Here is a 24,073-nt window from a genome sequence, read left to right as displayed (position 1 = left end):
ATCAATATGCATGCGAACAAAGTGAGCATGTAATCCTTCAGTGGTTCTTATGACGCAAAGCTAGAGTAACTGCTCCGTACACTAATTGAGACTATACATACATATAATCCCCATCCACTAAAGGGAAACTAACAGGCCATCCAGTAAAACGTTAGACACTTCAAAATGCTCATCTAGAAAAACCAAATTTGCAATGTTCCCAGCTTTAATGGCACCTAAATCTTCGAGCCCTAAAATAGTTGCAGGAGTATTAGAAGCCATTTGAATAACATCAGAAAGAGGAATTCCCATCTCTGTTCCAATTTTTAAGGCTTGGTTCATGGTAACGGTGCTGGAAGCTAATGTGCCATCTGTTAAACGAGCTACTCCATTTAATACAGTAACGTGATGTCCGCCGAATTGATATTCACCGTCGCCAACACCCATTGCTTGCAAGGCGTCGGTGATCAAAACCATTCGCTTGGCAGTTTTTACTTTATGCATTAATCGGACCATGCCTGGATGCAGGTGAACGTTATCTACAATAGCTTGAATACTGACTTGATCATTTTCTAAAGCTGCGGTAGTAATGCCAGGGTTTCTATGGTGAATTTGAGGCATGGCATTACAACAATGGGTGATATGTGTTACACCGTGATGAAAGGCGATACTCGCTTCCTCGTAGGTCGCATTGGTGTGTCCAGCAGCCACAATGATATCAAGTGATCTAAGGTAATCAATCAGCTCCGTTGCTCCGGGGAGTTCTGGTGCTACCGTAACCATTTTGATCAATCCATTGGCGTGCTCTATAATTTTCCTCATTTCGTTTAAATCGGGATGTCTAATAAAGTGAGGATCCTGCATTCCTTTTTTCTCGATATTTAAGTAAGGCCCTTCTAAATGAATGCCTAAAATTTTGGCGCCTTCTTCTTTACCGATGACTTGTTTTACGGCTTCGATCATGGCTATAAGTTGCGCTAATGATGAGGTGACAGAAGTGACGAGAAAGCCAGTGCATCCTGTTGCCAGACATTTCTTTGATACTTCCTGAATGCTTTTTGTTGTGCCATCCATCATATCGTAATGATTTGCGCCGTGAATGTGAACATCGATCATTCCGGGGATTAGCAATTCTCCTAACCCATCGATTATTTTGTCAAAATGACTTTCGGGATTCTGTGAACTAATCGCTTGAATTCGTCCGTCTTCTACTTGAATATAGGCGGGTTCTTTTCCTAGTTCTGTCGCGATAACAACATTTTTAATAAGGGTACGCATCATTTTACTCTCCTTCGATAATACAAGCTATATTTTGTTCTTTTAGGGTATCTAGAAGTGTTTTTGGAATAGGGCTGTTTGTAATAATGGCGTCGATTCCTGTGAAGTCCATCTTGAAATTAGTTGTGACATGAAACTTGGAACTATCGATCAATAGATAGGTCTTGCTTGCGTTATCACTAATGGCTTGATGTAGCTGGATATCATCAAATTCTGGGTAGAAAACACCTTGGTTTGTAATTCCGGAAGCGCCGATAAAGGCAACATCGAAATGAAAATGATGGATTTGTGCGATGGTCGAGGCTCCATTTAATAGGTGAAAATCTGCGTGAAAAAAACCACCGAGTAAATAAATACGTTGCTTCTGCTTTGAAAAGGACAGCGCGTTGTCTACCGAGTTAGTCACAAGAAATGTATCTGGCGTGGCCAAATGTTCCGATATTAACTGGACGGTGGTGGAGACATCTAGCCATACTGTGTGCTTGTCATGGATGAGCGAAGCAGCTCTTTTTGCGATGCGTTGTTTGGCATGACTATGTTGTATTAAACGGTCGGTGTAATTTTCAATTTGTTGTTTTAATTTGGGGAGTGTGACCCCGCCGCGTGTTCTTTCCGCTAGGTCTTGTTCCACGAGTTTTAGAATATCTCGTCGGGCCGTGTCTTTAGAGATTCCGAAATAGCTTGTTAAGTCTGGGAGTGTGAGAGATTGTCTTTCTTGTAGCAAGTCTAAAATTTTTGCTACGCGCGCTTTTTGTTCCATATGCATCACCAAAGTTAGTATACAATATAAAAGCAAAATTTGCTAGTTATTAAGTTTTTCGTTATATTTTTATAAGTTTTTATAAGTTTTTATAAGTTTTTTTGAGAATGTTACGTGGTGTTTTTCTTAAAAATGCAAAATACACGAGGATTTGCTAAAATAGAGCCAAGGTGTTTAAAAGGAGTGAGTAGCTTGACTTATCGGGTGGGCATTATTGGCGCAGGAGCATTAGGACTTTTATATGCTGGGATGTTGCGAGCGGATGTGACGCTTTATACGCACTCCGAACATCAAGCGGTTGTAATAAATGAAAATAATGGTATAGCGGTGAGGTTAACTGGAACAGAAAAAGTAGCTGCTGTTCGTGGCGTGCGGATCGAAAAAGCCGATTTTTCGGAAATGGATCTCGTTATTGTAACGGTGAAGTCTTATCAACTAGATTCGCTCGAAAAGCAATGGGGCGAAATTTCTCTGGAGACGCCGCTTTTATTTTTGCAAAATGGAATTGGGCATTTGGAATTGTTAGCGAATTTGCCACAGGAGACGATTTTGGTGGGATCTTGTGAGCATGGCGTCGGGAAAATCGATGATAGGGTGGCGGAATGGCGTGGTATGGGTCGAACGAATTGGGCGCTTTATCGGGGACGTGCTAACGAGGCTTTATATGGCATATTTGATGCGAACCCAGACTTTCTTTTTTTGGAGCAGGTAGATTATCGTGAAATGTTGTATAATAAATTATTGGTTAATGCGGTGATTAATCCGTTGACTGCTGTTCTTGGTGTGTCAAATGGTGCATTGTTACATAATGAGTATATGTTGGAATTATTGAAGCGATTGACGGAAGAAGTGGCGACCGTTTTAGCGCGCGAGGAGGCATTTCAGAAGGTATCTGGAATATGCGAGGCGACGGCGCTGAACTTTTCTTCGATGGCAACGGACGTCAAGGCGAAGCGGCGGACGGAGATTGAGAGTATAACTGGAGCGGTAGTCAAGCTTGCGAAAAGGCAGGGCAAACCCGCTCCAATTTCAGAGACATTATACGGCCTAGTGAAGGGGCTAGAGGGAGAATATTTACAGTGAATTGGTTAACGAATGTGACGGCGCTTGTTATTATCGTCCCAGTACTTATATTTACGTTGACGTTTATAGTGACGCAGTATATGACGAAGCGAACACCCAAAGCGATCAAACGGAGCGCGGATGTGACGACTTTTTTCCTAATTTTAGCGGTGCATTTCTTCATGATTGTGCTGTTTGATCAGTCCTTTTTGCTCTATATTTTGTTGTTTTTATTTTTGGTAGGCATTGTTTTTGTGACGATGTATGCGAAGTCGCAAGGCGATATTAATTTCCGCAAAGTGATTCGTGGTTATTGGCGAATTTGTTTTTTTGCTTTCGCGATTTTATACTTGCTATTATTCGTCATTGGGTTGGCAAAAAGTATTGTGCTTGTTTTTTGAAATGGTCTGAGATCTTCTATTCTGACAACATGTGGATGGCAATTGACGACAGGAACTATTACCAAAAGAAGAGGTGTGGCCGAGTATGAGGAACCGGTGTATGCCTCTTCTTTTTGAATTATTTAGCGCCGTGTGCTTGGAGCATGTCCGCTATGGCGTGATAGTTTTGTTCCTTGGCGTGTTGGAGTGGCGTTACGCCGTTTGCATCAGCAATATTTGGGTCAGCGCCATTTTCGAGTAGGGCCTGCACGATTTGTTGTTGCGTTTTATTACCGTTAGACAAGACGATGGCTTCTAAAATTGCTGTCCAGCCTGGATTGTTTACGTGATTGACATCGATTTCGGTCTCGGCTAGGAGCAGTCGAACATTCGCTAAATGGCCTTTTTCAGCGGCGGGGATCAGGGCGGTCCCTCCGAAGCGATTGGTTAATTTATAATCGGGGTGATGGGAAAGCATGTGCCTTAAGATCTCTGTGCGGCCTTCTGCGCCAGCATATAAAAAGGGGCTATCTTGCATATGATCCTGTAAATTGACGTCGGCATCATACTTTAGGAAAAGTTGTGCCATCTGAATATCGTTTTCGTGTGTCGCGATGAGCAACCCGCTTTCTCCCTTACTGTTCACCGCATCGACCTGTGCCCCTTGGTCAAGAAGCGACCTGATTTGTTCGAGATCTTTTGCTTTAGTAGCTCTGAGTAAAGAGGCATTCAAATTCGCTGTGCTTTTCTTGGGCATGATTTTCTCCTCCGTTTCCTGTTTTGGTATATTTTCTGATTCCCTTGATTTGGATTCGTTGGAACAGGCTACAAGTGTAATGATTGCAATCGTGGCTAAAAATAGAAATAATTGGCGCATAATCTGAAACCTCCTTTATATAACTAGTATGCCATATAAAAATAAACCAGACATTAACTGGATATTAAATGTTTAGTGGGAAATGTCCCCACTTGTGCTCCACTTCTGTGGAATAAGAAAAAATCGCTCTATATCAGCGCTTAGTAATCTTGTTTTTAGGACAAGGTTTATTTTTTTGCGCTTTTTTTTAGTTTTTGGTGGTACGAAGTGGGGAGTTGTGGTAAAGTTGTTAATAAGAAAGTGGGGATGGACTATGTTCATGGGCGAATATCAACATAACATTGATATAAAGGGCCGTTTAATCGTGCCATCTAAATTCCGTGAACAATTAGGGGATCAATTTGTCATTACCCGAGGGCTTGATAAATGCCTTTTTGCTTATCCGCTTGATGAGTGGACGAAAGTGGAAGAGAAGATCCAAACACTCCCGCTGACTAAAAAAGATGCTCGTTCTTTTACCCGTTTTTTCTTTTCTGGGGCTTCGGAATGTGAGCTTGATAAGCAAGGTCGGATGAATATTCCGTCCAACTTAACAAGCTACGCGGAACTCGAGAAAGAGACGGTGATTGTCGGGGTCGCAAGTCGTATTGAAATTTGGAGCAAGTCAGAATGGGATAAATTCTTCGATGACGCACAGGAATCATTCGCAGACATTGCCGAAAATATGATTGGCTTTGATATTTAAAAGAGGAGGGCATACTCGGATGTTTGAACATGAGACAGTATTGTTAAAAGAGACGGTAGACAGCTTGAACATAAAGCCAGATGGTGTGTATGTCGACTGTACGCTCGGTGGGGCAGGACATAGTGCTTACTTGTTGAGCCAGCTTTCGGAGTCGGGGCATTTATTTGCGTTTGATCAAGATAGCAAGGCGCTTGCTCACGCGAAAGAACGTTTAAGTGAGTACACCGGACAAGTGACGTTTATCAAAAGCAACTTTAGATATATAAAGGAAGCATTACTAGAAGTTGGGATTACCGAAGTGGATGGAATTTTGTATGATTTAGGTGTTTCGTCACCGCAACTAGATGAACGGGAACGTGGATTTAGTTATCATCAAGATGCACCGCTAGATATGCGAATGGATCAGGATGCCGAGCTTACGGCACGCGATGTCGTGAACGATTGGCGTTATGAGGATCTTGTGCGCATTTTTTTCCGGTATGGCGAGGAGAAGTTTTCGAAGCAAGTGGCACGTGAGATTGAACGGAGACGTGAAGTGGCACCGATTGAGACGACGGGGGAACTCGTGGATGCGATTAAAGCCGCGATTCCAGCGCCAGCAAGACGAAAAGGTGGGCACCCAGCAAAGCGGGTTTTCCAAGCGATTCGGATTGCAGTGAACGACGAACTAGGTGCAGTAGAAGATTCGCTGAAAGAAGCGCTTGAACTACTGAAACCAGGTGGACGAATCAGCGTGATTACGTTCCATTCATTAGAAGATCGAATGACGAAGCAAATTTTTGCAGAACAAGCGAAGGGACCAGAGCTGCCACCAGGGTTACCGATTATTCCAGATGAATATAAGCCAAAAATGAAGCTAATAACAAGAAAACCGATTCTCCCATCTGAGGAAGAACTAACGGAAAACAACCGTGCCAGATCAGCAAAGCTTAGAGTGGTGGAACGGAATATTTAGGAGTGATGTAAATGAGTAATAATGTAGCTTACAAAACGAATGCGGAACCAAAACGTGTACATAGAGAAGTACCGCAGCCGCAACCTAGGAAGCAAATATTAAAACGTGGTAAAATAACGCTTGGTGAGAAACTGATCGCCTCCATTTTCATTGTTGTGATTGCGGTTTTTGCATTTAAAATCATCAGCGTGCAGGCGCAAATATATGATGTGAACCAAAGTATTCAAGAAAAACAAACGGATGTGGATAAACAAGTGAAAGCGAACGAAGATTTGTCGGCAGAAGTGGCAGATCTCAGCCGTTACGAACGTGTGTGGCAAAAAGCGAAAGAGCTTGGTTTGAAACTCGATCCAGATAATGTGAAAGTAGTGGAAGGCAAATGAAGAAACGAGTAGGAAACATGCGAAGGGGCGCCCTGGTTCTTTTCATCATCTTTGGCGTTATTTTTCTGTCGGTTATCGGACGCTTCTTTTACATGCAAGTCGTTGGCGATGTTAACGGCGTTCCTCTTGCTGCGAAGGCGGCAAAACAGCATTTACGAAGCAGTGTCATGGAAGCAAATCGCGGCTCTATTTTGGACCAAAAGGGCGAAGTGATTGCAAAGGACACTGCTTCTTATACGTTGGCGGCTGTGCTTGATCCGAAGCAAACCGTCGATCCGAAAAACCCGCATCATGTGGTTGAAAAAGAGAAGACCGCGGCGCTTTTAGCGAAATATTTACCGTTAAAAGAAGCGGATATTTTGAAAAAGCTCGAAAAGAAGAAGGTATTCCAAGTCGAATTTGGGAAGGCTGGCAAGCACTTGTCGGCCGAAGTGAAGGATAAGATTGAGGCTTCCAAGCTGCCAGGGCTTGTCTTTACAAAGCAAGCAGAGCGATTTTATCCGAATGGTGTCTTTGCCTCGCATCTTGTTGGTTATGCCCAGCAGGAGACTGGGAAGGATGGCATGTCGAAATTAATCGGTAAAATGGGAATTGAGAAGGCGTACAATAGCATTTTAACTGGTAAAAATGGATCGATTAATTATGATGCAGATAAATATGGTTATATTTTGCCGAACACGAAAAGTAGTGTGAAGGAAGCGCAAGATGGCCAGAATATTTATTTGACGCTAGATAAGAAAATCCAAACATTTTTAGAGGATACGCTCAATACGGTGGATGCGAAGTATAATCCCAAAAATATGATGGCGGTTGTGATGAACCCGAAAACGGGTGAGATTTTGGCTATGAGTCAGCGCGATACGTTTAATCCAACGACGAAGGAAGGTTTGACGAAAGAGTGGGCGAACTTACCGGTGGAAACAACGTATGAGCCTGGTTCGGTTATGAAAGTATTCTCGCTTGCATCGGCTATCGATCTCGGTGTTTATAACCCCAATGCATACTATCAATCTGGAACATACAATGTTGGTAAGATTCCAATACATGACCATAATGCTGGTGTTGGCTGGGGATCGATTACGTATCGTGAAGGTGTGGAACGCTCCAGTAACGTAGCGTTTGCAAAAATGCTCGCTGGTATGGGCCCTGATAAATTCAAAACCTATTTGCAAAATTTTGGATTTGGTCAAAAAACGGGTATCGACCTTCCGAATGAAGCGCAAGGCAAGATCCTTTTTGATCAAAAAATTGAGCAGGTAACAACGGTATTTGGCCAAGGAACAACGGTTTCTATGATGCAAATGCTTCAAGGTGCGACGGCAATCGCGAGTGATGGAACGATGAAGCAACCATACGTTGTCTCAAAAATTGTCGATCCAAATACGGGTAAAACAACGGAGACGAAGCCGAAAGTGACGGGTAGCCCGATCAGTGCAGCAACGGCGAAGCAAACGCGTGAGGAATTACGAAATGTTATTAAAGGTAAAGTTGGTACGGGGAAACTGTACGCGATTGACGGTTATGATATCGCTGGTAAAACCGGAACGTCCCAAATTCCAAATCCGAATGGTGGGGGTTATATGACAGGGGATAATAACTATATATTCTCCTTCATGGGCATGGCACCAGCAAAAGATCCAGAGCTTGTCATGTATGTGACGATGTTGCAACCGCAATTGCCAACAGGTGTGACAGGCGGCAAGGCGGTATCTGAAATTTTTAACCCGGTAATGAAGAACAGTTTGCAATACTTGAATATCAAGTCGGCGGATACAGATAAACTAAAAACGGTCGAAGTTCCGACGATGGCAGGTAAGACGCCGGCCGCGGCTAAGAAAGAACTGGAAGCGAAGAAGTTGGTTCCTGTCGTGATTGGTAATGGTAAGAAAATTGTGCAGCAATTACCGCAAGTTGGTGAGAAGATTTTAGAAGGCCAGCGTGTTATTTTGATGACAGAAGGCGACATGACGATTCCTGATATGAAGGATTGGGCGAAGAATGATGTGCTCAAAGTCTCCGAAATAACGGGAGTTCCTTTTAAAGTGACTGGAAATGGGTATGTGCTTAAGCAGAGCCTATCTGCGGGGTCCGTGCTGAACGATAAATCCAATGTGATAATTGAGCTTGCGACACCGGATAAAATTCCGAATTTCAACAAAGTGCCTGTGGTGACGAAGGATAAAGACGATTCGACGGACACATCGGTGGAAGAAGCGGCAGGGCTAAATGCCTTATTAAATTAATATGCGTGAGGAGTAGGCGCCAAACTTCGTGACAGGCAACGCGAGGCGCCTACTTTCTTTTCATCACATTGGAAACATTGTTAAAAGACTAGTATTCCCACGTTGTTTTTGCTAATATAGAGGAGAAGATTTGTCATCGTTACGCGCGGCTGATATGCTTCCCCGCTTTTTAAAGGGATGTGATATCGTTTTTTGGCGTTAGGGCGATCGGGATGGAAGGGAAGTTTCAAAATGGAGTTAAAGAAGCTGATACAGGCAATTCCTTATAATCGAATCATGCAGGCGAAGGAAGATGTGCTACATATAGAAATTAATGCGGTGGAACAGGATAGCAGGCAAGTGCGGGATGGAACGCTATTCGTTTGTATTGACGGGGAAGTCGTTGATGGCCATGATTACGCGAAAATGGCGCAGGAACAAGGCGCGGTGGCGATTGTTGCGGAGCGGATGCTGGCGGATGTGACGCTACCGATTATCTTGGTACAGGACGGGAAACGGGCGATGGCGATGCTTGCTACGGCGTTTTATGAAAATCCGACAGCTGAAATGGCTTTGATTGGTATTACAGGAACAAACGGTAAAACGACAGTGAGTCACCTCATCGAGTTTATTCTAGCAGATCATGCGGTGACAACGGGTCTGATTGGCACGATGTACCGCAAAATTGGTGCTGAGATTTTGGAGACTAAAAACACGACACCGGATAGTTTAACGCTACAAAAGACATTCCGGCAAATGCGGCAGGCCAAAGTGACGACGGCAATCATGGAAGTATCTTCCCACGCATTGGTGCAAGGCCGCGTTTATGGATCAGAGTATGACATAGCTGTATTTACGAATTTGTCGCAGGATCATCTCGATTACCACAAAACGATGGAAGAGTATGCACACGCGAAGAGCTTGCTATTTGCACAGCTTGGTAACGGTTATGGTGGTGTAGCTAAAACGGCGGTTATGAATGCCGATGATGCGTATGCGCGATTCATGACGGAGGCAACTGGCGTGAGTTTATTGTCGTATGGCATCGAGAAGGAAGCGACATTTCAAGCAAGGAACATCAGGATTAGTAGCAAGGGCACCGCGTTTGATCTCCATTTTCAGGATGAGGTTTTCCATACCGAATTGAAATTAATCGGCAAGTTCAATGTATATAATGCGCTAGCAGCGATCGCAACGATCTACGCGGCGAAAGAAGGTCCAGACACGCTTCCAGAAATTATCGCATCATTGGAAAAGGTACCAGGTGTCGCGGGACGCTTTGAGCTTGTGGATGCAGGCCAGCAATTTCCGGTCATTGTAGACTACGCGCATACGCCAGATGGACTCGAGAATGTTTTGAAAACCGTGAGCGAGTTTGCAACAGGACGGATTTTTGTTGTTGTTGGTTGTGGCGGTGATCGTGATAAAGGAAAAAGGCCGCAGATGGCGCAGATTGCCGTGAAGTATGCCACAGATCCTATTTTTACATCGGATAATCCGCGAACAGAAGCGCCGATGCAGATCATTGAAGATATGTTGGCGGGCGTGCCCAATGCGACTTATACAGTGAAGGAACAACGACATGACGCGATTCGGTTTGCCGTAAATCAAGCAAAGGCGGGAGATGTCATTTTGATCGCTGGAAAAGGGCATGAAACGTATCAAATCATTGGCGATGTCGTCCATGATTTTGACGATCGCATCGAGGCGCGAGACGCTATTTTGGCGAAGATACTATAAAAACTAATATTGCACAGAACAGATTTACGTTGTTCGTGATAAAAAGATAGGAGCGAAAAAGCGTGTCATTATATTGGATATTTACAACATTTGCGATGGCGTTCATTATTACTGTAATCGGGGTGCCACTATTCATTCCGTTTTTACAAAAATTGAAGTTTGGTCAGAGTATTCGTGAAGAAGGACCACAAAGCCATCAAAAAAAATCAGGAACGCCGACGATGGGAGGACTTGTCTTTTTACTAGCTATGATTGTGAGTTTCGTCGTCATGGTACTGATCGGTGGCTGGTTTGGAAGCGAGGCATTGCTACTCCTTATCCCGCTCGTTTTATTTGGTGCACTGGGCTTTTTAGACGATTACATCAAAGTGGTTAAAAAACAAAATTTAGGATTAAAATCCAAACAAAAATTTATCGGACAAGTCGTTATTTCGCTCTTGTTCTACCTCGTATATCGTTGGGGCGGTTATCCAGATACGCTCCTGATTCCATTTACATCTATAGAAGTGAACCTTGGTTGGTTCTTCCTTATCTTTGTGATTTTCTGGATGGTCGGATTTTCCAACGCTGTTAACTTGACGGATGGTTTAGATGGTCTTGTTTCTGGACTTTCTGTGATTGCATTTGGCACGTTTGGAATCATTGCGATTTACCAAGAGCAAAACGTCGTGGCGATGTTCTGCTTAGCCATTGTCGGCGCCATGCTTGGCTTCCTTCTTTTTAACAAAAACCCTGCGAAAATTTTTATGGGAGATACCGGATCACTCGCGCTAGGTGGTGGGATTGCGGCAATCTCGATTCTGTTGGAACAAGAATGGATGTTGCTTTTAATCGGCCTTGTTTTTGTCATTGAGACGGCCTCGGTTATTATCCAAGTATTCTATTTTAAAGTAACAAACGGAAAACGACTATTCAAAATGAGTCCAATCCACCATCACTTTGAGCATGCCGATATTGGCTGGTCTGAGTGGCGTATTGTTTTCACTTTTTGGGGGACTGGCCTTGTATGTGCCATCATTGCCCTGTTCGTCATCCTTTAAAAAATGGTAGAGAGTTAAACTGGAGGAGTAGAAATGAAAAACATTATTCAATATAAGCATCGCAAAGTACTTGTATTGGGCTTGGCGAGAAGTGGCGTCAGTGCGGCGACATTACTGCATAAACTCGGCGCCTTTGTGACGGTCAACGATCAACAGCCGTTTAGTGAAAATCCAGAGGCGCAAGGCCTGTTAGAACAAGGCATTAAAGTTATCTGTGGCTCACATCCCGTAGAGCTTTTGGATGAAGGGTTCGAGCTTGTTGTGAAAAATCCAGGCATCCCGTATGAAAATCCAATGATTAAAAAAGCGCAAGATTTGATGATCCCGATTATAACGGAAGTCGAACTGGCTTATCAAATATCAGACGCGCCGATCATTGGTATTACAGGTACAAACGGAAAAACAACGACCACGACAATCATACATCACATGTTAAACGAAATGTCGCCTAACAAATCATTACTTGCCGGGAATATTGGCTTTCCTAGTTCAGAAGTTGCTGAAAAAGCGACGACAGACCAATATATTGCGATGGAACTTTCGTCATTCCAGCTCATGGGGATTCGTACGTTTTGTCCGAAAATCGCGGTGATTACGAATATTTACGAGGCGCATCTCGATTACCATAAGACGCGTGATGAATATGTGAAGGCGAAATGGCGTATCCAAGAAAACCAGACGAAAAATGAATTTTTAGTCGTCAATTGGGATCAAGATGAACTGCGTAACATGACGAAGCGTACAAAAGCAAAAGTCATTCCATTTTCACCAACACAAAAACTAGCAGAAGGCGCCTACGTCAAAGATGGAAATATCATGTTTTATGATGAAGTTATTGGAAACCGGGATGATATCTTGCTTCCAGGAGAACATAACCTCGAAAATATTCTAGCTTCGATTGCAGTCGCAAAAATTTGTGACGTCAGCAATGAGCAAATTATGCATATTCTAGAAACATTTAAAGGTGTGGAACATCGGACACAGTTTGTAAAAGAGCTGAACGGTCGTAAATTTTACAACGATTCTAAAGCGACGAACATTTTAGCGACACAAAGTGCGCTCAGCGGTTTCAATAAGCCAATCGTTTTGCTTGCGGGCGGGCTTGATCGCGGCACCCAATTCGATGAACTAAAACCATTTTTTAAAAATGTAAAAACATTAATCGTATTTGGAGAAACTGCCGAAAAAATAGGCCGTGTTGGGAAAGAGGCAGGCGTTGATGTGCATACAGTCCATGATGTCACAGCTGCAGTGCCACTTGCCTATCAATTATCGAACCCAGGCGATATTATTTTATTATCACCGGCATGTGCAAGCTGGGATCAGTACCGGACGTTTGAAGTTCGTGGTCGCGCCTTTATGGATGCCATCGAAGAATTACCGGATGAGGTGGGAAAATGAAATTTGTAATAAGCGGCGGCGGCACGGGTGGACATATTTATCCAGCCCTTGCGCTAATCCGAGCTATAAAAAAAAGAGATCCTGAAGCAGAATTTCTGTACATTGGAACGGAAAAAGGACTAGAGTCCACGATCGTTAGGCGTGAAGGGATTCGTTTTGAAGCTATTGATATTACCGGTTTTAAACGCTCGCTCTCGCTTGAAAATGTCAAAACGATTACCCGTTTTTTTAAAGGTGTTACAAGAAGTAAAACGTTGATTCGAGACTTTGCGCCTGACGCAGTTATTGGCACGGGTGGATACGTATGTGGACCGGTTGTCTATGCGGCAGCAAAATTGAAAATCCCGACATTGATTCACGAACAAAATAGTGTCGCTGGATTGACTAATAAATTTTTAAGCAGGTACGCAGACCGAGTAGCGATTTGTTTTGAAGAAGTAAGTGACTCATTCGCCGCTGAAAAAGTTGTTTTCACTGGTAACCCGCGCGCGTCCGAAGTTGTTGGCATCGAATCAGGGGATGTTTTGACGGAATACGGTTTAGAAATGGGCAAACCCACCGTGCTCGTTTTTGGAGGAAGTCGTGGTGCTAGGGGTATTAACGAAGCAATCGAAGCCAATTTAGCAAAAATCGGCAAGCGTTCTTATCAACTGTTGTATGTGACAGGTGATGTTCATTTTGAAAAGATCAAAGAGAAGTTAGCCAATATGGAGCTAAGTAACAACATTAGCATTCAACCATTCATCTACGACATGCCAAAAGTACTTAACGTGAGCACATTAGTCGTATCAAGAGCAGGCGCTACATCACTTGCAGAACTGACAGCGCTAGGTATTCCGAGCATCTTAATCCCAAGCCCATATGTGACAGCGAATCATCAGGAAAAAAACGCAGAATCATTAGCGAAAAAAGCAGCAGCCTCCGTATTAACGGAAGCAGATCTAACGCCTCAGCGCTTGCTAGATGAGATTGATAACATCATGGGTAGCCCAGAAAAGCTTGCAAAAATGCAATATGAAGCGAAACAACTAGGCGTTCCGGATGCAGCAGATCAGCTCGTCAATGCCATTTATGAAATCATAAACAACTAACAAAGATGAGGAGGACAAACCGTGGCGAATAAAAAAATTGTTTCCATCGAAAGCAGAATTCCTGAACTAAAAAAATATCGCAAAAAGAAACTGATTCGCCATATGTCGATCCTGATAAGCGCTTTCGTTCTTCTCATTTTGATTACGCTCTATTTTTTGTCACCGCTGAGTAAGGTTGCGCGCATCTATGTTGATGGCAATCACCAAGTGGACGAAAAAACAATTTTAGCAGAAGGAAATCTAAATCTCGACGAATTTATTTTTGCACTAAATAAGTCCAAAAGTGCGTCGAAATTGGAAGAAAATCTGTTGATCAAAAAGGCGACGATAGAGCTTCAGGGATTTAACACTTTACGCGTCCATATTACAGAGAACCAGACGGTAGGCTACCAAGAAAAAGAGGGGCAATACTTTGACATTTTAGAAACAGGTAAACTGCTCACAACCCAGCCTAAGCAATTTCCGATTGGCAATAGCCCGATATTTAGCAATTTCAAAAACGGAACCGCACTAAAGGATATGGTTTCGCAATTAAACAAGCTTCCAGAAGGCGTGAGACTCTCCATTTCGGAGGTCCATTTTGCACCAACCAAAAGTGATGATGAGCACATTTTTCTCTATATGAACGATGGCAATGAGGTATCTGCAACAATTGCAACCTTCGCTGAAAAAATGGCGCATTATCCGTCCATCGTCGCGCAATTAAAAGCGGATCAAAAAGGAATTATTGATCTAGAAATAGGATCTTACTTCCGAACATATTTAAAAGATAAAGAAGAAAAAGCCGCCTTGGATAAGAAAAAATGACACGGAGCGACAAACTAAAAAGCTAAAAAGATGTGTGTTTTACTACATAAAAAAATTTTGTATGAGAATGCACGTTCCTTTTTTAGAGCTGAATTAAAAAAAAAGCTAAAAAGTTGCTGAAAAACGTCCTTTGTGCTTTTATTACTATCTTTCTTGGTGTAGACTGTAGATATGCGTTGTAAAAAAAACAGAACTATTTTGGACAATTATCATGTTTGCTGGAAAGGGAAATCTTAATCAGCAAACACCAACAACAAAAATAAACTTATGAATAAAACACTTACTACTAACATTCTTGCGAGTAGACAAATATAATGAGAGATAACTTTAAATGAAGGAGGTGCCGATAAATGGGAGAAAACGAAATTTACGTGAGCTTAGATATTGGAACATCATCTGTGAAAGTGATTATTGCTGAAATGGCAAACGACCGACTCAATATTATCGGTGTGGGCAACGTGGCATCCCAAGGTGTCAAAAAAGGCGTGGTCATTGATATTGATAAAACAGTAGATTCCATAAAAAAAGCAATTGAGCAAGCAGAGCGCATGGTAGGCGTGCATATTTCACAAGTGATTGTGGGTATCGTATCCAGCCAAGTGCGACTTGACCCATGTCGTGGTATTGTTGCAATTAGCAGTGAAAACCGTGAAATAACAGATGAAGATGTGTGGAATGTCATGGACGCAGCGCAAGTTGTTCCGCTATCCCCAGACAGAGAGATCATTAATATCATTCCAGATCAATATATTGTGGATGGACTAGAAGGTGTGACCGATCCTAGAGGCATGATTGGTGTGCGTTTAGAAGTCGAAGGGACACTTATTACTGGCTCAAAAACCATCTTACATAATACGCTACGTTGCGTAGAGCGCGCTGGTTTAGAAATTACGGATATTGTTTTACAACCCCTTGCAGAGGGAGCAATTTCCTTGTCAGCAGATGACAAAGATTTCGGCACGGCACTTGTCAATATTGGTGCTGGAACAACGACAATAAGTGTCTTTGAACAAGGCAAGTTAACGTATACAACGGTATTGCCAGTCGGTGGGGATCACGTGACAAAAGATCTGTCACTTGGCTTAAATACATCGACAACAAATGCTGAAAAAGTGAAGTTAGAACAAGGATATGCTTTTTACGACGACGCATCTGCGGATATTGTATTTGGTATCGATGTCATTGGTAGTGATCAACAGCAGCATTTCACACAGCTAGAGGTCGCAGATATCGTCGAAGCTCGGATGGAAGAAATTTTCACATTGACGATGGAAGAGCTGGCGCGTGTTGGAAAAAATCATCTACCAGGTGGTTACGTGCTAACAGGTGGCTCGATGGCAATTCCGGGTGCGATTGATCTAGCAGGAAAAGTATTTCAATCGCATGTCAGGCTAGCAATCCCAGATTATATCGGTGTTCGTGAACCGAGTTTCACAACGGCCGTTGGATTGATAAAATACGCCTATCAAATGGCTGAAAAAGAAGGTCGGAGCGTGAGTTCTGCGCCGGCTGAAACTATGGAACAAGAAGCGCACACACCAAAACAAAAACCAAAGAAAACAGAAGAAGAGAAAGTTTCTACTAAAATGAAGAATTTCTTCGGTGCATTTTTCGATTAAAAAAGTACGTGTTTTTCGTTAAAAAGGTGAAATTAGGAGGCAATAATATGTTAGATTTTGACACAAGCTCAGAAAGCTTAGCAACAATTAAAGTAATAGGTGTCGGTGGTGGCGGGAATAATGCTGTCAACCGTATGATCGAACATGGCGTCCAAGGTGTCGATTTTGTCGCAGCCAATACGGATGCACAAGCTTTAAATCTATCCAAGGCAGAGGTTCATTTGCAACTAGGCACGAAATTAACGCGTGGACTAGGCGCCGGCGCTGTTCCTGAAATCGGTAAAAAAGCTGCGGAAGAAAGTCGTGAAATGATTGAAGAAGCATTAAATGGAGCCGATATGGTCTTTGTAACAGCCGGTATGGGCGGCGGTACTGGAACTGGTGCAGCACCTGTCATTGCGACGATTGCTAAAGAGATGGGTGCTTTAACGGTAGGTGTGGTCACGCGCCCATTCGGTTTTGAAGGGCCGAAACGTACAAAGCAAGCGGCAATTGGTACAGAAGCAATGAAAGAAGCAGTGGACACATTAATCGTCATTCCAAATGACCGTTTGTTACAAATTGTCGACAAAAATACACCGATGTTAGAAGCGTTCCGTGAAGCGGATAATGTTTTACGTCAAGGTGTACAGGGTATATCTGATTTAATTGCTGTTCCAGGATTAATCAACCTTGATTTTGCCGATGTGAAAACAATTATGACAAATCGTGGTTCTGCTTTGATGGGAATTGGGATTGGAACGGGTGAAAATCGTGCAGCTGATGCAGCTAAAAAAGCGATTTCTTCACCACTTCTGGAAACGTCTATTGATGGCGCGAAAGGCGTCTTGATGAATATTACAGGTGGTTCTAATCTTAGCCTTTATGAAGTGCAAGAAGCAGCTGAAATCGTGTCTTCTGCATCTGATGAAGACGTGAATATGATTTTTGGTTCCGTTATTAATGACGATTTGCAGGAAGAATTGATTGTTACGGTAATTGCCACTGGTTTTGACGAAGTTGCTCAAGCTAAGGCACAAGCGCAATCGCAAGCACAGGCACAAAACAAACCCAATCCATCGATTCAAGTGAACCGTCCCGGTTATGCAGTTAAAGAAGAAACCGGCGGAACACCCTCGCAACAACAGAATACACAAGAAGAACAACAAGCACAACAAGCACCGCACGTGGAAGAACCACGTCAAAACCTCGATGTCGAAGTACCAGCGTTTATCCGCAATCGAAATCGTCGAAACTAAAACGTAAAAATAGGTGATATGTGATGAGCTATAACGATAACTTAAAGTTGGTGGAAGATAAAATTTCGGGAGCAGTAGCAAGAAGTCATCGCGAGCGAAGTGACGTGCATTTAGTTGCCGTAACCAAGACCGTAGATGTGGCTGCGATGGAGAAGCTATACGATTTAGGCATTCGTCATTTTGGCGAAAATCGCGCCGATGTTTTTGCTGAAAAGGTAGAGGCATTCGCGGGTAAGCCAGATGTTGTTTGGCATTTTATCGGATCCTTACAAACACGAAAAGTGAGAGCCATCCTACCATATACGCGTTTTTTACATTCTTTAGACCGGGTATCTCTGGCGGATGAAATTGAAAAGCGCGCTACTGAAAAAATGGCTTGTTTTTTGCAAGTCAATATTTCGGAGGAAGAAACAAAACATGGCTTTAATGCCGAAGAAGCAATTGCGTTTGTAAAAGCGCAGAACTATCAACACGTTGAAATTATTGGGTTGATGACAATGGCTCCAAACACCGATGATGAACAAACTTTACACCACGTTTTTCAAGGATTAAAAGCATTGCAACAAGAAATAGAGAAACTTGAAATCGCGAATGTTCCGTGTCATGAATTATCGATGGGAATGACGAATGATTTTGAGATTGCAATAGAGGAAGGCGCAACGTTTATCAGAGTAGGAAGAGCTTTAGTAGAGGAAAACTAAATGTGGAGGTGTCAATCAGATGGGATTGAAAAATAAATTTAAATCTTACTTTTTCTTAGATGAGGAAGAGGGCGAAGATTATTATGAAGAGCCAGTTGCAACAAAGCCGCAGCCACTTCGCGAGGTTCCAGCTGAGAATAAAATGAAAAAAACAACAGGAAAAAACTATTTTAAAAATCAAAGTGAAGCACCTGTGGACGACGATCACAAGGTTGTAAGCATGAATGGCGCGCAATTTTCTAGCCAAATGGTACTAGTGGAACCGCGCGTGTATGCAGAAGCACAAGAATTATCCGACTACTTGAAGGAGTACAAAACAGTGGTTGTGAACTTGCAACGTATCAGTCATGATCAAGCAATCCGCATTGTGGACTTTTTGAGTGGGACTGTGTATGCTTTAGGTGGAGATATTCAGCGTATTGGTAACAATATTTTTCTATGCACACCAGAAAACGTCGAGGTTGATGGCGCTATTTCTGAAATGTTGGAAGAACAAGATTTTATGTAAATGAGGTGTAACACATTTTAGCATATCAGATCGCACATTATGTTTTTTTAGTATTGGATTACTTTCCGTACGTCTTATTTGTTTATATTTTGCTGTCATGGTTTCCTGGCGCATATGAAACGACATTTGGTCGCTTTTTAGCCAAGATTTGTGAGCCGGTCTTAGCACCGTTTCGCAAAATCATTCCGCCGATCGGTGGCGTCCTTGATTTATCGCCAATCATCGCCTTTTTTGCAATAAGAATGGCAACGTTTGGTTTGCAGTACTTAGTTTACAATTATATTTTACCATTTTTTATTTAAAAAGGAATGCCGAAATGAAACCGATCTGAAAAATCAGGTGTGCTTTCATTCGGTATTTTTTGGATTTTTAATGGGTGTCAAAAATGGGGAAACCGTGCTATAATGGGGACTATGTGTACGACTATTTTTCAAAACATCTTACAAGGAGATGTTTTGTTATTAAAGGGAGTAAAGGGACATGGAAGGAATTTATCAACATTTTAGAGCAGAGGAACATGGTTTTATTGACTTGGCGCTGGAATGGATTGTGCAAGTAGAGGACCAATATACGCCCCGTTTGACCGATTTTTTAGATCCGCGGCAACGTCATATACTTGAATCAGTTGTTGGTGGATATGAGCATATCCGTGTGAAGTTCTGGGGTGGAGTGGCACATGCAGAGCGTAGACGGGCGCTTATTTATCCGGATTACTACGAGCCAACAGAGAATGATTTTCAGATTACGTTATTTGATATTCGCTATCCGGTCAAATTCACAACATTGACGCACCAGATGATTCTCGGGACGGTAATGTCGCTTGGAATGAAACGGGATATCTTTGGCGATATATTGACGGAGAACGAGCTGTGGCAGTTTTTCGTGATGGTGGAAATGAAAGAATACATTAGTTTGCAGCTTGATAAAATAGGGAAAGTGAACATTATGCTAGAAGAAATCCCGCTAAGCCAAGCGTTGCCAGTACGTGCAGATTGGGATTATGAGAGCACCACGATCACTAGTCTAAGACTCGATTTAGTCGTAGCAACGGCGCATCATATTTCTAGACAAAAAGCGAAACAATTAGTGCAAGGAAAACTTGTCAAAGTAAACTGGAAAACCGTTGAAAATCCTGATTTTGAATGTGAAGAAAAGGATATTATTTCGGCTCGTGGATACGGACGTGTGAAACTGGGCGAGATTAACGGGCATACGAAGAAGGATAAAATTCGAATGGAAATTGGCTATTTACGCTAAAGTTTCTGCCTTTTGGGAAGCTAATACTTGCGAGAAAGTCATAATTTTATTATAGTAATAGACAGGTATATATGAAATGAATTTTTATGGTATAATAGAGGGGCTAGCCTAGATTTTGATAGGCTTTGACCATATGGAGGTGTTGAGCATGCCATTATCACCGCTGGATATACATAACAAAGAGTTTAGCCGTGGTTTTAGAGGTTATGAAGAGGACGAGGTGAACGAATTCCTCGACCAAATTATTAAGGATTATGAACAACTGATTAAAGAGAAGAAACGCCTAGAGGAGACACTATCTTCAAGGGATGACCGTTTAGGACATTTCACGAATATTGAAGAGACGCTGAACAAATCATTAATTGTGGCACAAGAAGCTGCCAATCAAGTGATTGATAATGCGGATAAAGAGGCGAAGCTGATCGTGCGTGAAGCTGAGAAAGATGCGGATCGTATTTTGAGTGACTCCCTTTCTAAAGCACGCAAAATTGCGATTGAGATTGAAGACTTAAAACGTCAATCGAAAGTATTCCGCGAACGCCTGCGTATACTAGTAGAAACACAGATGGATTTAATCAAGAGTGACGATTGGAAGCAATTGATGGAATACGAAGTTGATGCAACCGAGTTGAAATCAGTAGAACCATTGGAAGTTGTAGAGGAAAACGAAATAGAGAAGCCATAATAGAGACAAGTACATTTTCTAATGAAAGCCTATGATAAAGCGAGCTGGTGGATGGTGAGAGCCCAGTGAGTAGGATAGAGATATGGAAATCACTCTGGAGCTCTTCTTTTGAACGACCAAGCGTCAAGTAGGAAGAAGCGTAAGTCGGCGTTAACGATGTAACGAAGTGGGCAAAGATGTAAGATCAATGTCAACAAGGGTGGTACCGCGACTATTAGACTCGTCCCTTTTTTTGAGGGAGGGGTTTTTTGTCGTGAAAAGCACTGAATATGGCACGGATATAACAAAAAATAGTGTTACAAAGGAGAATGAACTGATGGAGTATAAAGACACATTATTAATGCCGAAAACAGAATTCCCAATGCGAGGTAATCTTCCTAACAAAGAACCAGAATGGCAAACAAAATGGGAAGATATGAATCTATACGATCAAATTCAGCAAAAAAATGCAGACAAACCGACGTTTATTTTACACGATGGACCGCCTTACGCGAATGGTGAGCTACATATGGGCCACGCAATGAATAAGGTTATCAAAGACATGATTGTTCGTCAAAAATCAATGAGTGGTTTCCGTTCGCCATACGTTCCTGGTTGGGATACCCATGGTTTGCCAATCGAACAAGCGCTAGCTAATAAAGGTGTGAAGCGTAAAGAAATGTCCGTCGCTGAATTCCGTAAACTTTGTGCAGAGTACGCGTATAAACAAGTGGATATCCAGCGTGCAGGATTCAAACGTCTCGGCGTAACTGGTGAGTGGGCGAATCCATACATCACGTTGCAACCCGAGTACGAAGCAGAACAAATCAAAGTTTTCGGTGAGATGGCTAAAAAAGGCTATATTTACAAAGGCAAGAAACCAGTTTATTGGTCTCCATCGAGTGAATCTGCCTTAGCGGAAGCCGAAATCGAATATCAAGATAAGAAATCTGCCTCGATTTTTGTGGCGTTTAAAGTGAAAGATGGCAAAGGTGCGCTAGAAGAAGGCACGAATATCGTGATTTGGACAACGACGCCGTGGACGATTCCTGCGAACATGGGGATTACGGTGAATCCAGATTTAGAATACGTCGTTGCAGCAGTTGATGGCGAAAAATATGTCGTGGCAGAAGCGCTTTTCGAAAGCCTTCGCGAAACATTGGGCTGGGAAGCCGCTGAGATTGTTAAAACAGTGCGTGGTTCCGAGCTTGATCGCGTTGTAACGAAACATCCATTTTATGATCGTGATTCCTTGGTGATGAACGGCGGGCATGCCACGGCAGAAGCTGGTACTGGTGCAGTTCATACGGCGCCTGGGCATGGGGAAGACGATTTTATCATCGGTCAAAAATATGGCTTAGAGACGCTGGCCCCACTGGATGGTCGCGGCGTTTTCACGGACGAAGCACCAGGCTTTGAAGGTGTATTTTATGATACAGCGAATAAAATGGTGACGGAGAAGCTAGAAGAAGTCGGTGCGTTACTAAAAATGGAATTCATTACGCACTCGTATCCGCATGATTGGCGTACGAAGAAACCAGTTATTTTCCGTGCGACACCGCAATGGTTTGCATCCATTAATACATTCCGCCAAGAGTTGCTAGATGCTGTACAAGGGGTGACTTGGACGCCTGCATGGGGAGAAACGCGTTTATTCAACATGGTTCGCGATCGCGGGGACTGGGTTATTTCGCGTCAACGTGTATGGGGGGTTCCTCTTCCGATTTTCTACGCGGAAAACGGGGAGCCGATCATTACGGATGAGACGATTAATCACGTTTCGGAATTATTCCGTGAGCACGGATCGGATATCTGGTTTGAGCGGGAAGCGAAGGGTTTGTTACCAGCTGGATTTACGCATGAAGGCAGTCCAAATGGGGAGTTTACGAAAGAAAACGATATTATGGATGTTTGGTTCGATTCAGGATCAAGTCATCAAGCCGTTCTCGCAGCGCGTCCTTACTTGAATCGTCCGGCTGATTTGTATATGGAAGGCTCTGATCAATATCGTGGTTGGTTCAACTCCTCGTTAACGACTAGTGTTGCTATCAGTGGACAAGCGCCGTACCGCAACGTTTTAAGTCATGGTTTTGCTTTAGATGGCGATGGTCGTAAAATGAGTAAATCGCTTGGAAACACGATGCTTCCAGGGAAAGTCATCAATCAATTAGGCGCGGATATCGTACGCTTATGGGTTGCCTCTGTGGATTATCAAGCGGATGTGCGTATCAGTGATAATATTCTAAAACAAGTTTCGGAAGTATATCGTAAAATTCGTAACACGATGCGTTTCTTGCTTGGAAATATTTCTGATTTTACACCAGCAACGGATGCGATTGCGTATGAAGATTTACGTGAAGTCGATCAATATTTGTTGATTAAACTGGATGAGCTCGTTAAGAATGTTCGTGAAAGTTATGATAAGTATGAGTTTTCAACGATTTATCACCAAATTAATAATTTCTGTACGGTAGAGCTTAGCCAATTTTATATGGATTTTGCGAAGGATGTTGTGTACATCGAAGCGGCTGATAGCAAAGATCGTCGCGCGATGCAAACGGTATTTTATGAAGCGGTTGTTGTGTTGACGAAATTACTGGCGCCAATTTTGCCACATACAGCAGATGAAGTTTGGTCGCACATAACTGGTCAAGAAACAACGAGCGTACATTTAGCCGAAATGCCAGAAGTGAAGAACTACTTGGCAACAGCTACGATTACTGAGAAGTGGGATCAGTTTATGCAAATTCGTGATGTTGTGCAAAAAGCATTGGAAGAAGCGCGTAACGAAAAAATCATCGGTAAATCGATGCTTGCAAAAGTGACATTGTTCGTAGATGGCGAAGCAAAACAATTATTCGACTCGTTAGAAGGCGACTTTGCACAACTGCTAATCGTATCCGATTTTGAGTTAGTAGAAGGCTTGGATCAAGCACCAGCCAAAGCAATCAAAGATAACCACGTAGCTGTGGCGATAACCGTAGCGGAAGGCGAAACATGTGAACGATGCCGCGTTGTGAAAAAAGACGTAGGCGAAAACCACGATCATCCAACACTGTGCAAACGATGCGCGGATATTGTAGTGGAGAATTATTGAATGAAAAGCTGAAACGGCCCGTTCAGCTCCGAAAAAAACTGGAGCGGCCGCAGTAAAAAGCCGATCTTGCTTTTTATGGAGGGCGTGAAGATTTCGAGGAGTTGGCCGTAGAAGCTGGATCCGAAGGCGCAGGACACGATGCAGTACATGGATTATATGCTCACTACGTTCTCATGCATATTGTGGCTCTAACTCAGCAAGGGACGCTTCGTAAGAGCCACAACAAAGCTGAAACGGCCCGTTCAGCTCCGAAAAAAAACTGGAGCGGCCGCAGTAAAAAGCCGATCTTGCTTTTTATGGAGGGCGTGAAGATTTCGAGGAGTTGGCCG

The 24,073-nt window shown here is 42.9% G+C and carries 24 protein-coding genes and 1 other annotated feature; of the genes, 20 read left to right on the top strand and 4 right to left on the bottom strand.

Going from position 1 to position 24,073, the window contains the following annotated elements:
- Nucleotides 1-117: 117 nt before the first annotated feature.
- Both nagA and HCJ54_RS05055 read right to left on the bottom strand, forming a co-directional pair.
- Entirely contained in the window at nt 118-1,260 is a 1,143-nt protein-coding gene (gene nagA, locus HCJ54_RS05060; protein ID WP_222712966.1) for an N-acetylglucosamine-6-phosphate deacetylase, read from the bottom strand.
- Between the two features lies 1 nt (nt 1,261).
- A complete protein-coding gene (locus HCJ54_RS05055) occupies nt 1,262-2,017 on the bottom strand; it encodes a DeoR/GlpR family DNA-binding transcription regulator (RefSeq protein ID WP_187136864.1) in 756 nt (251 codons plus the stop codon).
- A 192-nt stretch (nt 2,018-2,209) separates the two neighbouring features.
- Between HCJ54_RS05055 and HCJ54_RS05050 the strand changes: the two genes are divergently transcribed.
- Together HCJ54_RS05050 and HCJ54_RS05045 are read left to right on the top strand one after the other, a co-directional pair.
- Entirely contained in the window at nt 2,210-3,100 is an 891-nt protein-coding gene (locus HCJ54_RS05050; RefSeq protein WP_187136863.1) for a 2-dehydropantoate 2-reductase, read from the top strand.
- Nucleotides 3,097-3,480: a DUF3397 family protein gene (locus HCJ54_RS05045; protein ID WP_187136862.1), complete on the top strand. Its 384-nt coding sequence runs from the start codon at nt 3,097-3,099 to the stop codon at nt 3,478-3,480. Before HCJ54_RS05050 ends, HCJ54_RS05045 begins: the two co-directional genes overlap by 4 nt.
- Nucleotides 3,481-3,598: 118 nt before the next feature.
- Here the strand turns inward: HCJ54_RS05045 and HCJ54_RS05040 are convergent, their stop codons facing one another.
- A complete protein-coding gene (locus tag HCJ54_RS05040; RefSeq protein ID WP_187136861.1) occupies nt 3,599-4,336 on the bottom strand; it encodes an ankyrin repeat domain-containing protein in 738 nt (245 codons plus the stop codon).
- Between the two features lie 253 nt (nt 4,337-4,589).
- On the opposite strand from HCJ54_RS05040, the gene mraZ reads away from it, so the two are divergent.
- The 5 genes from mraZ to HCJ54_RS05015 all read left to right on the top strand — a co-directional run bounded on the left by mraZ (nt 4,590) and on the right by HCJ54_RS05015 (nt 10,321).
- Nucleotides 4,590-5,021, top strand: coding sequence for a division/cell wall cluster transcriptional repressor MraZ (mraZ, locus tag HCJ54_RS05035; protein WP_185409024.1), 432 nt, complete (start codon nt 4,590-4,592; stop codon nt 5,019-5,021).
- A 19-nt stretch (nt 5,022-5,040) separates the two neighbouring features.
- Complete coding sequence (gene rsmH, locus HCJ54_RS05030) at nt 5,041-5,976, top strand: 16S rRNA (cytosine(1402)-N(4))-methyltransferase RsmH (protein WP_185525564.1); 936 nt, start codon at nt 5,041-5,043, stop codon at nt 5,974-5,976.
- Nucleotides 5,977-5,987: 11 nt separating this feature from the next.
- A complete protein-coding gene (ftsL, locus tag HCJ54_RS05025) occupies nt 5,988-6,359 on the top strand; it encodes a cell division protein FtsL (protein WP_185409022.1) in 372 nt (123 codons plus the stop codon).
- On the top strand, nt 6,356-8,602 hold the full coding sequence (locus HCJ54_RS05020; RefSeq protein ID WP_187136860.1) for a penicillin-binding protein: 2,247 nt from the start codon (nt 6,356-6,358) through the stop codon (nt 8,600-8,602). Before ftsL ends, HCJ54_RS05020 begins: the two co-directional genes overlap by 4 nt.
- A gap of 231 nt (nt 8,603-8,833) precedes the next feature.
- Nucleotides 8,834-10,321: a UDP-N-acetylmuramoyl-L-alanyl-D-glutamate--2,6-diaminopimelate ligase gene (locus HCJ54_RS05015; RefSeq protein ID WP_187136859.1), complete on the top strand. Its 1,488-nt coding sequence runs from the start codon at nt 8,834-8,836 to the stop codon at nt 10,319-10,321.
- Here HCJ54_RS05015 and HCJ54_RS15655 read toward each other — a convergent pair.
- On the bottom strand, nt 10,299-10,427 hold the full coding sequence (locus tag HCJ54_RS15655; RefSeq protein WP_221638677.1) for a hypothetical protein: 129 nt from the start codon (nt 10,425-10,427) through the stop codon (nt 10,299-10,301). The genes HCJ54_RS05015 and HCJ54_RS15655 overlap by 23 nt on opposite strands.
- Here HCJ54_RS15655 and mraY point away from each other — a divergent pair.
- From mraY to HCJ54_RS15370, 13 genes are all read left to right on the top strand, one after another.
- Nucleotides 10,384-11,361 (top strand): phospho-N-acetylmuramoyl-pentapeptide-transferase, encoded by a 978-nt coding sequence (gene mraY, locus HCJ54_RS05010; protein ID WP_187136858.1) that lies wholly within the window; start codon nt 10,384-10,386, stop codon nt 11,359-11,361. The two genes, HCJ54_RS15655 and mraY, sit on opposite strands and share 44 nt — an antisense overlap.
- A 33-nt stretch (nt 11,362-11,394) precedes the next feature.
- On the top strand, nt 11,395-12,762 hold the full coding sequence (gene murD / locus HCJ54_RS05005; RefSeq protein WP_187136857.1) for a UDP-N-acetylmuramoyl-L-alanine--D-glutamate ligase: 1,368 nt from the start codon (nt 11,395-11,397) through the stop codon (nt 12,760-12,762).
- A complete protein-coding gene (gene murG / locus HCJ54_RS05000) occupies nt 12,759-13,853 on the top strand; it encodes an undecaprenyldiphospho-muramoylpentapeptide beta-N-acetylglucosaminyltransferase (protein WP_187136856.1) in 1,095 nt (364 codons plus the stop codon). Before murD ends, murG begins: the two co-directional genes overlap by 4 nt.
- A gap of 21 nt (nt 13,854-13,874) precedes the next feature.
- Nucleotides 13,875-14,660 carry a cell division protein FtsQ/DivIB gene (locus HCJ54_RS04995; RefSeq protein ID WP_342354445.1) on the top strand — a complete coding sequence of 262 codons (786 nt, stop codon included), beginning with the start codon at nt 13,875-13,877 and terminating at the stop codon, nt 14,658-14,660.
- A 350-nt stretch (nt 14,661-15,010) separates the two neighbouring features.
- Nucleotides 15,011-16,279, top strand: coding sequence for a cell division protein FtsA (ftsA, locus tag HCJ54_RS04990; protein ID WP_187136855.1), 1,269 nt, complete (start codon nt 15,011-15,013; stop codon nt 16,277-16,279).
- 47 nt (nt 16,280-16,326) lie between these two features.
- The gene (gene ftsZ / locus HCJ54_RS04985; protein ID WP_187136854.1) at nt 16,327-17,517 is read left to right on the top strand and encodes a cell division protein FtsZ; all 1,191 of its coding nucleotides are present in this window, start codon (nt 16,327-16,329) and stop codon (nt 17,515-17,517) included.
- A 23-nt stretch (nt 17,518-17,540) separates the two neighbouring features.
- Nucleotides 17,541-18,218 (top strand): YggS family pyridoxal phosphate-dependent enzyme, encoded by a 678-nt coding sequence (locus HCJ54_RS04980; RefSeq protein ID WP_187136853.1) that lies wholly within the window; start codon nt 17,541-17,543, stop codon nt 18,216-18,218.
- Nucleotides 18,219-18,237: 19 nt separating this feature from the next.
- Entirely contained in the window at nt 18,238-18,726 is a 489-nt protein-coding gene (locus tag HCJ54_RS04975; protein ID WP_036064261.1) for a cell division protein SepF, read from the top strand.
- Between the two features lie 53 nt (nt 18,727-18,779).
- Nucleotides 18,780-19,028: a YggT family protein gene (locus HCJ54_RS04970; RefSeq protein ID WP_221638675.1), complete on the top strand. Its 249-nt coding sequence runs from the start codon at nt 18,780-18,782 to the stop codon at nt 19,026-19,028.
- A gap of 178 nt (nt 19,029-19,206) precedes the next feature.
- A complete protein-coding gene (locus HCJ54_RS04965) occupies nt 19,207-19,983 on the top strand; it encodes a YlmH family RNA-binding protein (RefSeq protein ID WP_187136852.1) in 777 nt (258 codons plus the stop codon).
- Between the two features lie 148 nt (nt 19,984-20,131).
- The gene (locus HCJ54_RS04960; protein WP_187136851.1) at nt 20,132-20,668 is read left to right on the top strand and encodes a DivIVA domain-containing protein; all 537 of its coding nucleotides are present in this window, start codon (nt 20,132-20,134) and stop codon (nt 20,666-20,668) included.
- Nucleotides 20,656-20,899 (top strand) — a binding site (T-box leader). It overlaps the preceding gene by 13 nt.
- Before the next feature lie 85 nt (nt 20,900-20,984).
- Complete coding sequence (ileS, locus tag HCJ54_RS04955; protein WP_187137055.1) at nt 20,985-23,744, top strand: isoleucine--tRNA ligase; 2,760 nt, start codon at nt 20,985-20,987, stop codon at nt 23,742-23,744.
- A 101-nt stretch (nt 23,745-23,845) separates the two neighbouring features.
- A partial coding sequence (locus HCJ54_RS15370; RefSeq protein ID WP_222712965.1) for a hypothetical protein occupies nt 23,846-24,073 on the top strand: 228 nt, incomplete at its 3' end.

The sequence above is a fragment of the Listeria grandensis genome, assembly GCF_014322885.1.
In the GTDB taxonomy this organism is placed as follows: Bacteria; Bacillota; Bacilli; order Lactobacillales; family Listeriaceae; genus Listeria_A; species Listeria_A grandensis.
This window is presented reverse-complemented; position numbering and strand designations above follow the sequence as displayed.

Coding starts and splice junctions, on each gene's coding strand:
- nagA (WP_222712966.1), bottom strand. CDS start 1,260: ATGATGCGTACCCTTATTAAAAATGTTGTTATCGCGACAGAACTAGGA.
- HCJ54_RS05055 (WP_187136864.1), bottom strand. CDS start 2,017: ATGGAACAAAAAGCGCGCGTAGCAAAAATTTTAGACTTGCTACAAGAA.
- HCJ54_RS05040 (WP_187136861.1), bottom strand. CDS start 4,336: ATGCGCCAATTATTTCTATTTTTAGCCACGATTGCAATCATTACACTT.
- mraZ (WP_185409024.1), top strand. CDS start 4,590: ATGTTCATGGGCGAATATCAACATAACATTGATATAAAGGGCCGTTTA.
- rsmH (WP_185525564.1), top strand. CDS start 5,041: ATGTTTGAACATGAGACAGTATTGTTAAAAGAGACGGTAGACAGCTTG.
- ftsL (WP_185409022.1), top strand. CDS start 5,988: ATGAGTAATAATGTAGCTTACAAAACGAATGCGGAACCAAAACGTGTA.
- HCJ54_RS05020 (WP_187136860.1), top strand. CDS start 6,356: ATGAAGAAACGAGTAGGAAACATGCGAAGGGGCGCCCTGGTTCTTTTC.
- HCJ54_RS05015 (WP_187136859.1), top strand. CDS start 8,834: ATGGAGTTAAAGAAGCTGATACAGGCAATTCCTTATAATCGAATCATG.
- HCJ54_RS15655 (WP_221638677.1), bottom strand. CDS start 10,427: ATGAACGCCATCGCAAATGTTGTAAATATCCAATATAATGACACGCTT.
- murD (WP_187136857.1), top strand. CDS start 11,395: ATGAAAAACATTATTCAATATAAGCATCGCAAAGTACTTGTATTGGGC.
- murG (WP_187136856.1), top strand. CDS start 12,759: ATGAAATTTGTAATAAGCGGCGGCGGCACGGGTGGACATATTTATCCA.
- ftsA (WP_187136855.1), top strand. CDS start 15,011: ATGGGAGAAAACGAAATTTACGTGAGCTTAGATATTGGAACATCATCT.
- ftsZ (WP_187136854.1), top strand. CDS start 16,327: ATGTTAGATTTTGACACAAGCTCAGAAAGCTTAGCAACAATTAAAGTA.
- HCJ54_RS04980 (WP_187136853.1), top strand. CDS start 17,541: ATGAGCTATAACGATAACTTAAAGTTGGTGGAAGATAAAATTTCGGGA.
- HCJ54_RS04975 (WP_036064261.1), top strand. CDS start 18,238: ATGGGATTGAAAAATAAATTTAAATCTTACTTTTTCTTAGATGAGGAA.
- HCJ54_RS04965 (WP_187136852.1), top strand. CDS start 19,207: ATGGAAGGAATTTATCAACATTTTAGAGCAGAGGAACATGGTTTTATT.
- HCJ54_RS04960 (WP_187136851.1), top strand. CDS start 20,132: ATGCCATTATCACCGCTGGATATACATAACAAAGAGTTTAGCCGTGGT.
- ileS (WP_187137055.1), top strand. CDS start 20,985: ATGGAGTATAAAGACACATTATTAATGCCGAAAACAGAATTCCCAATG.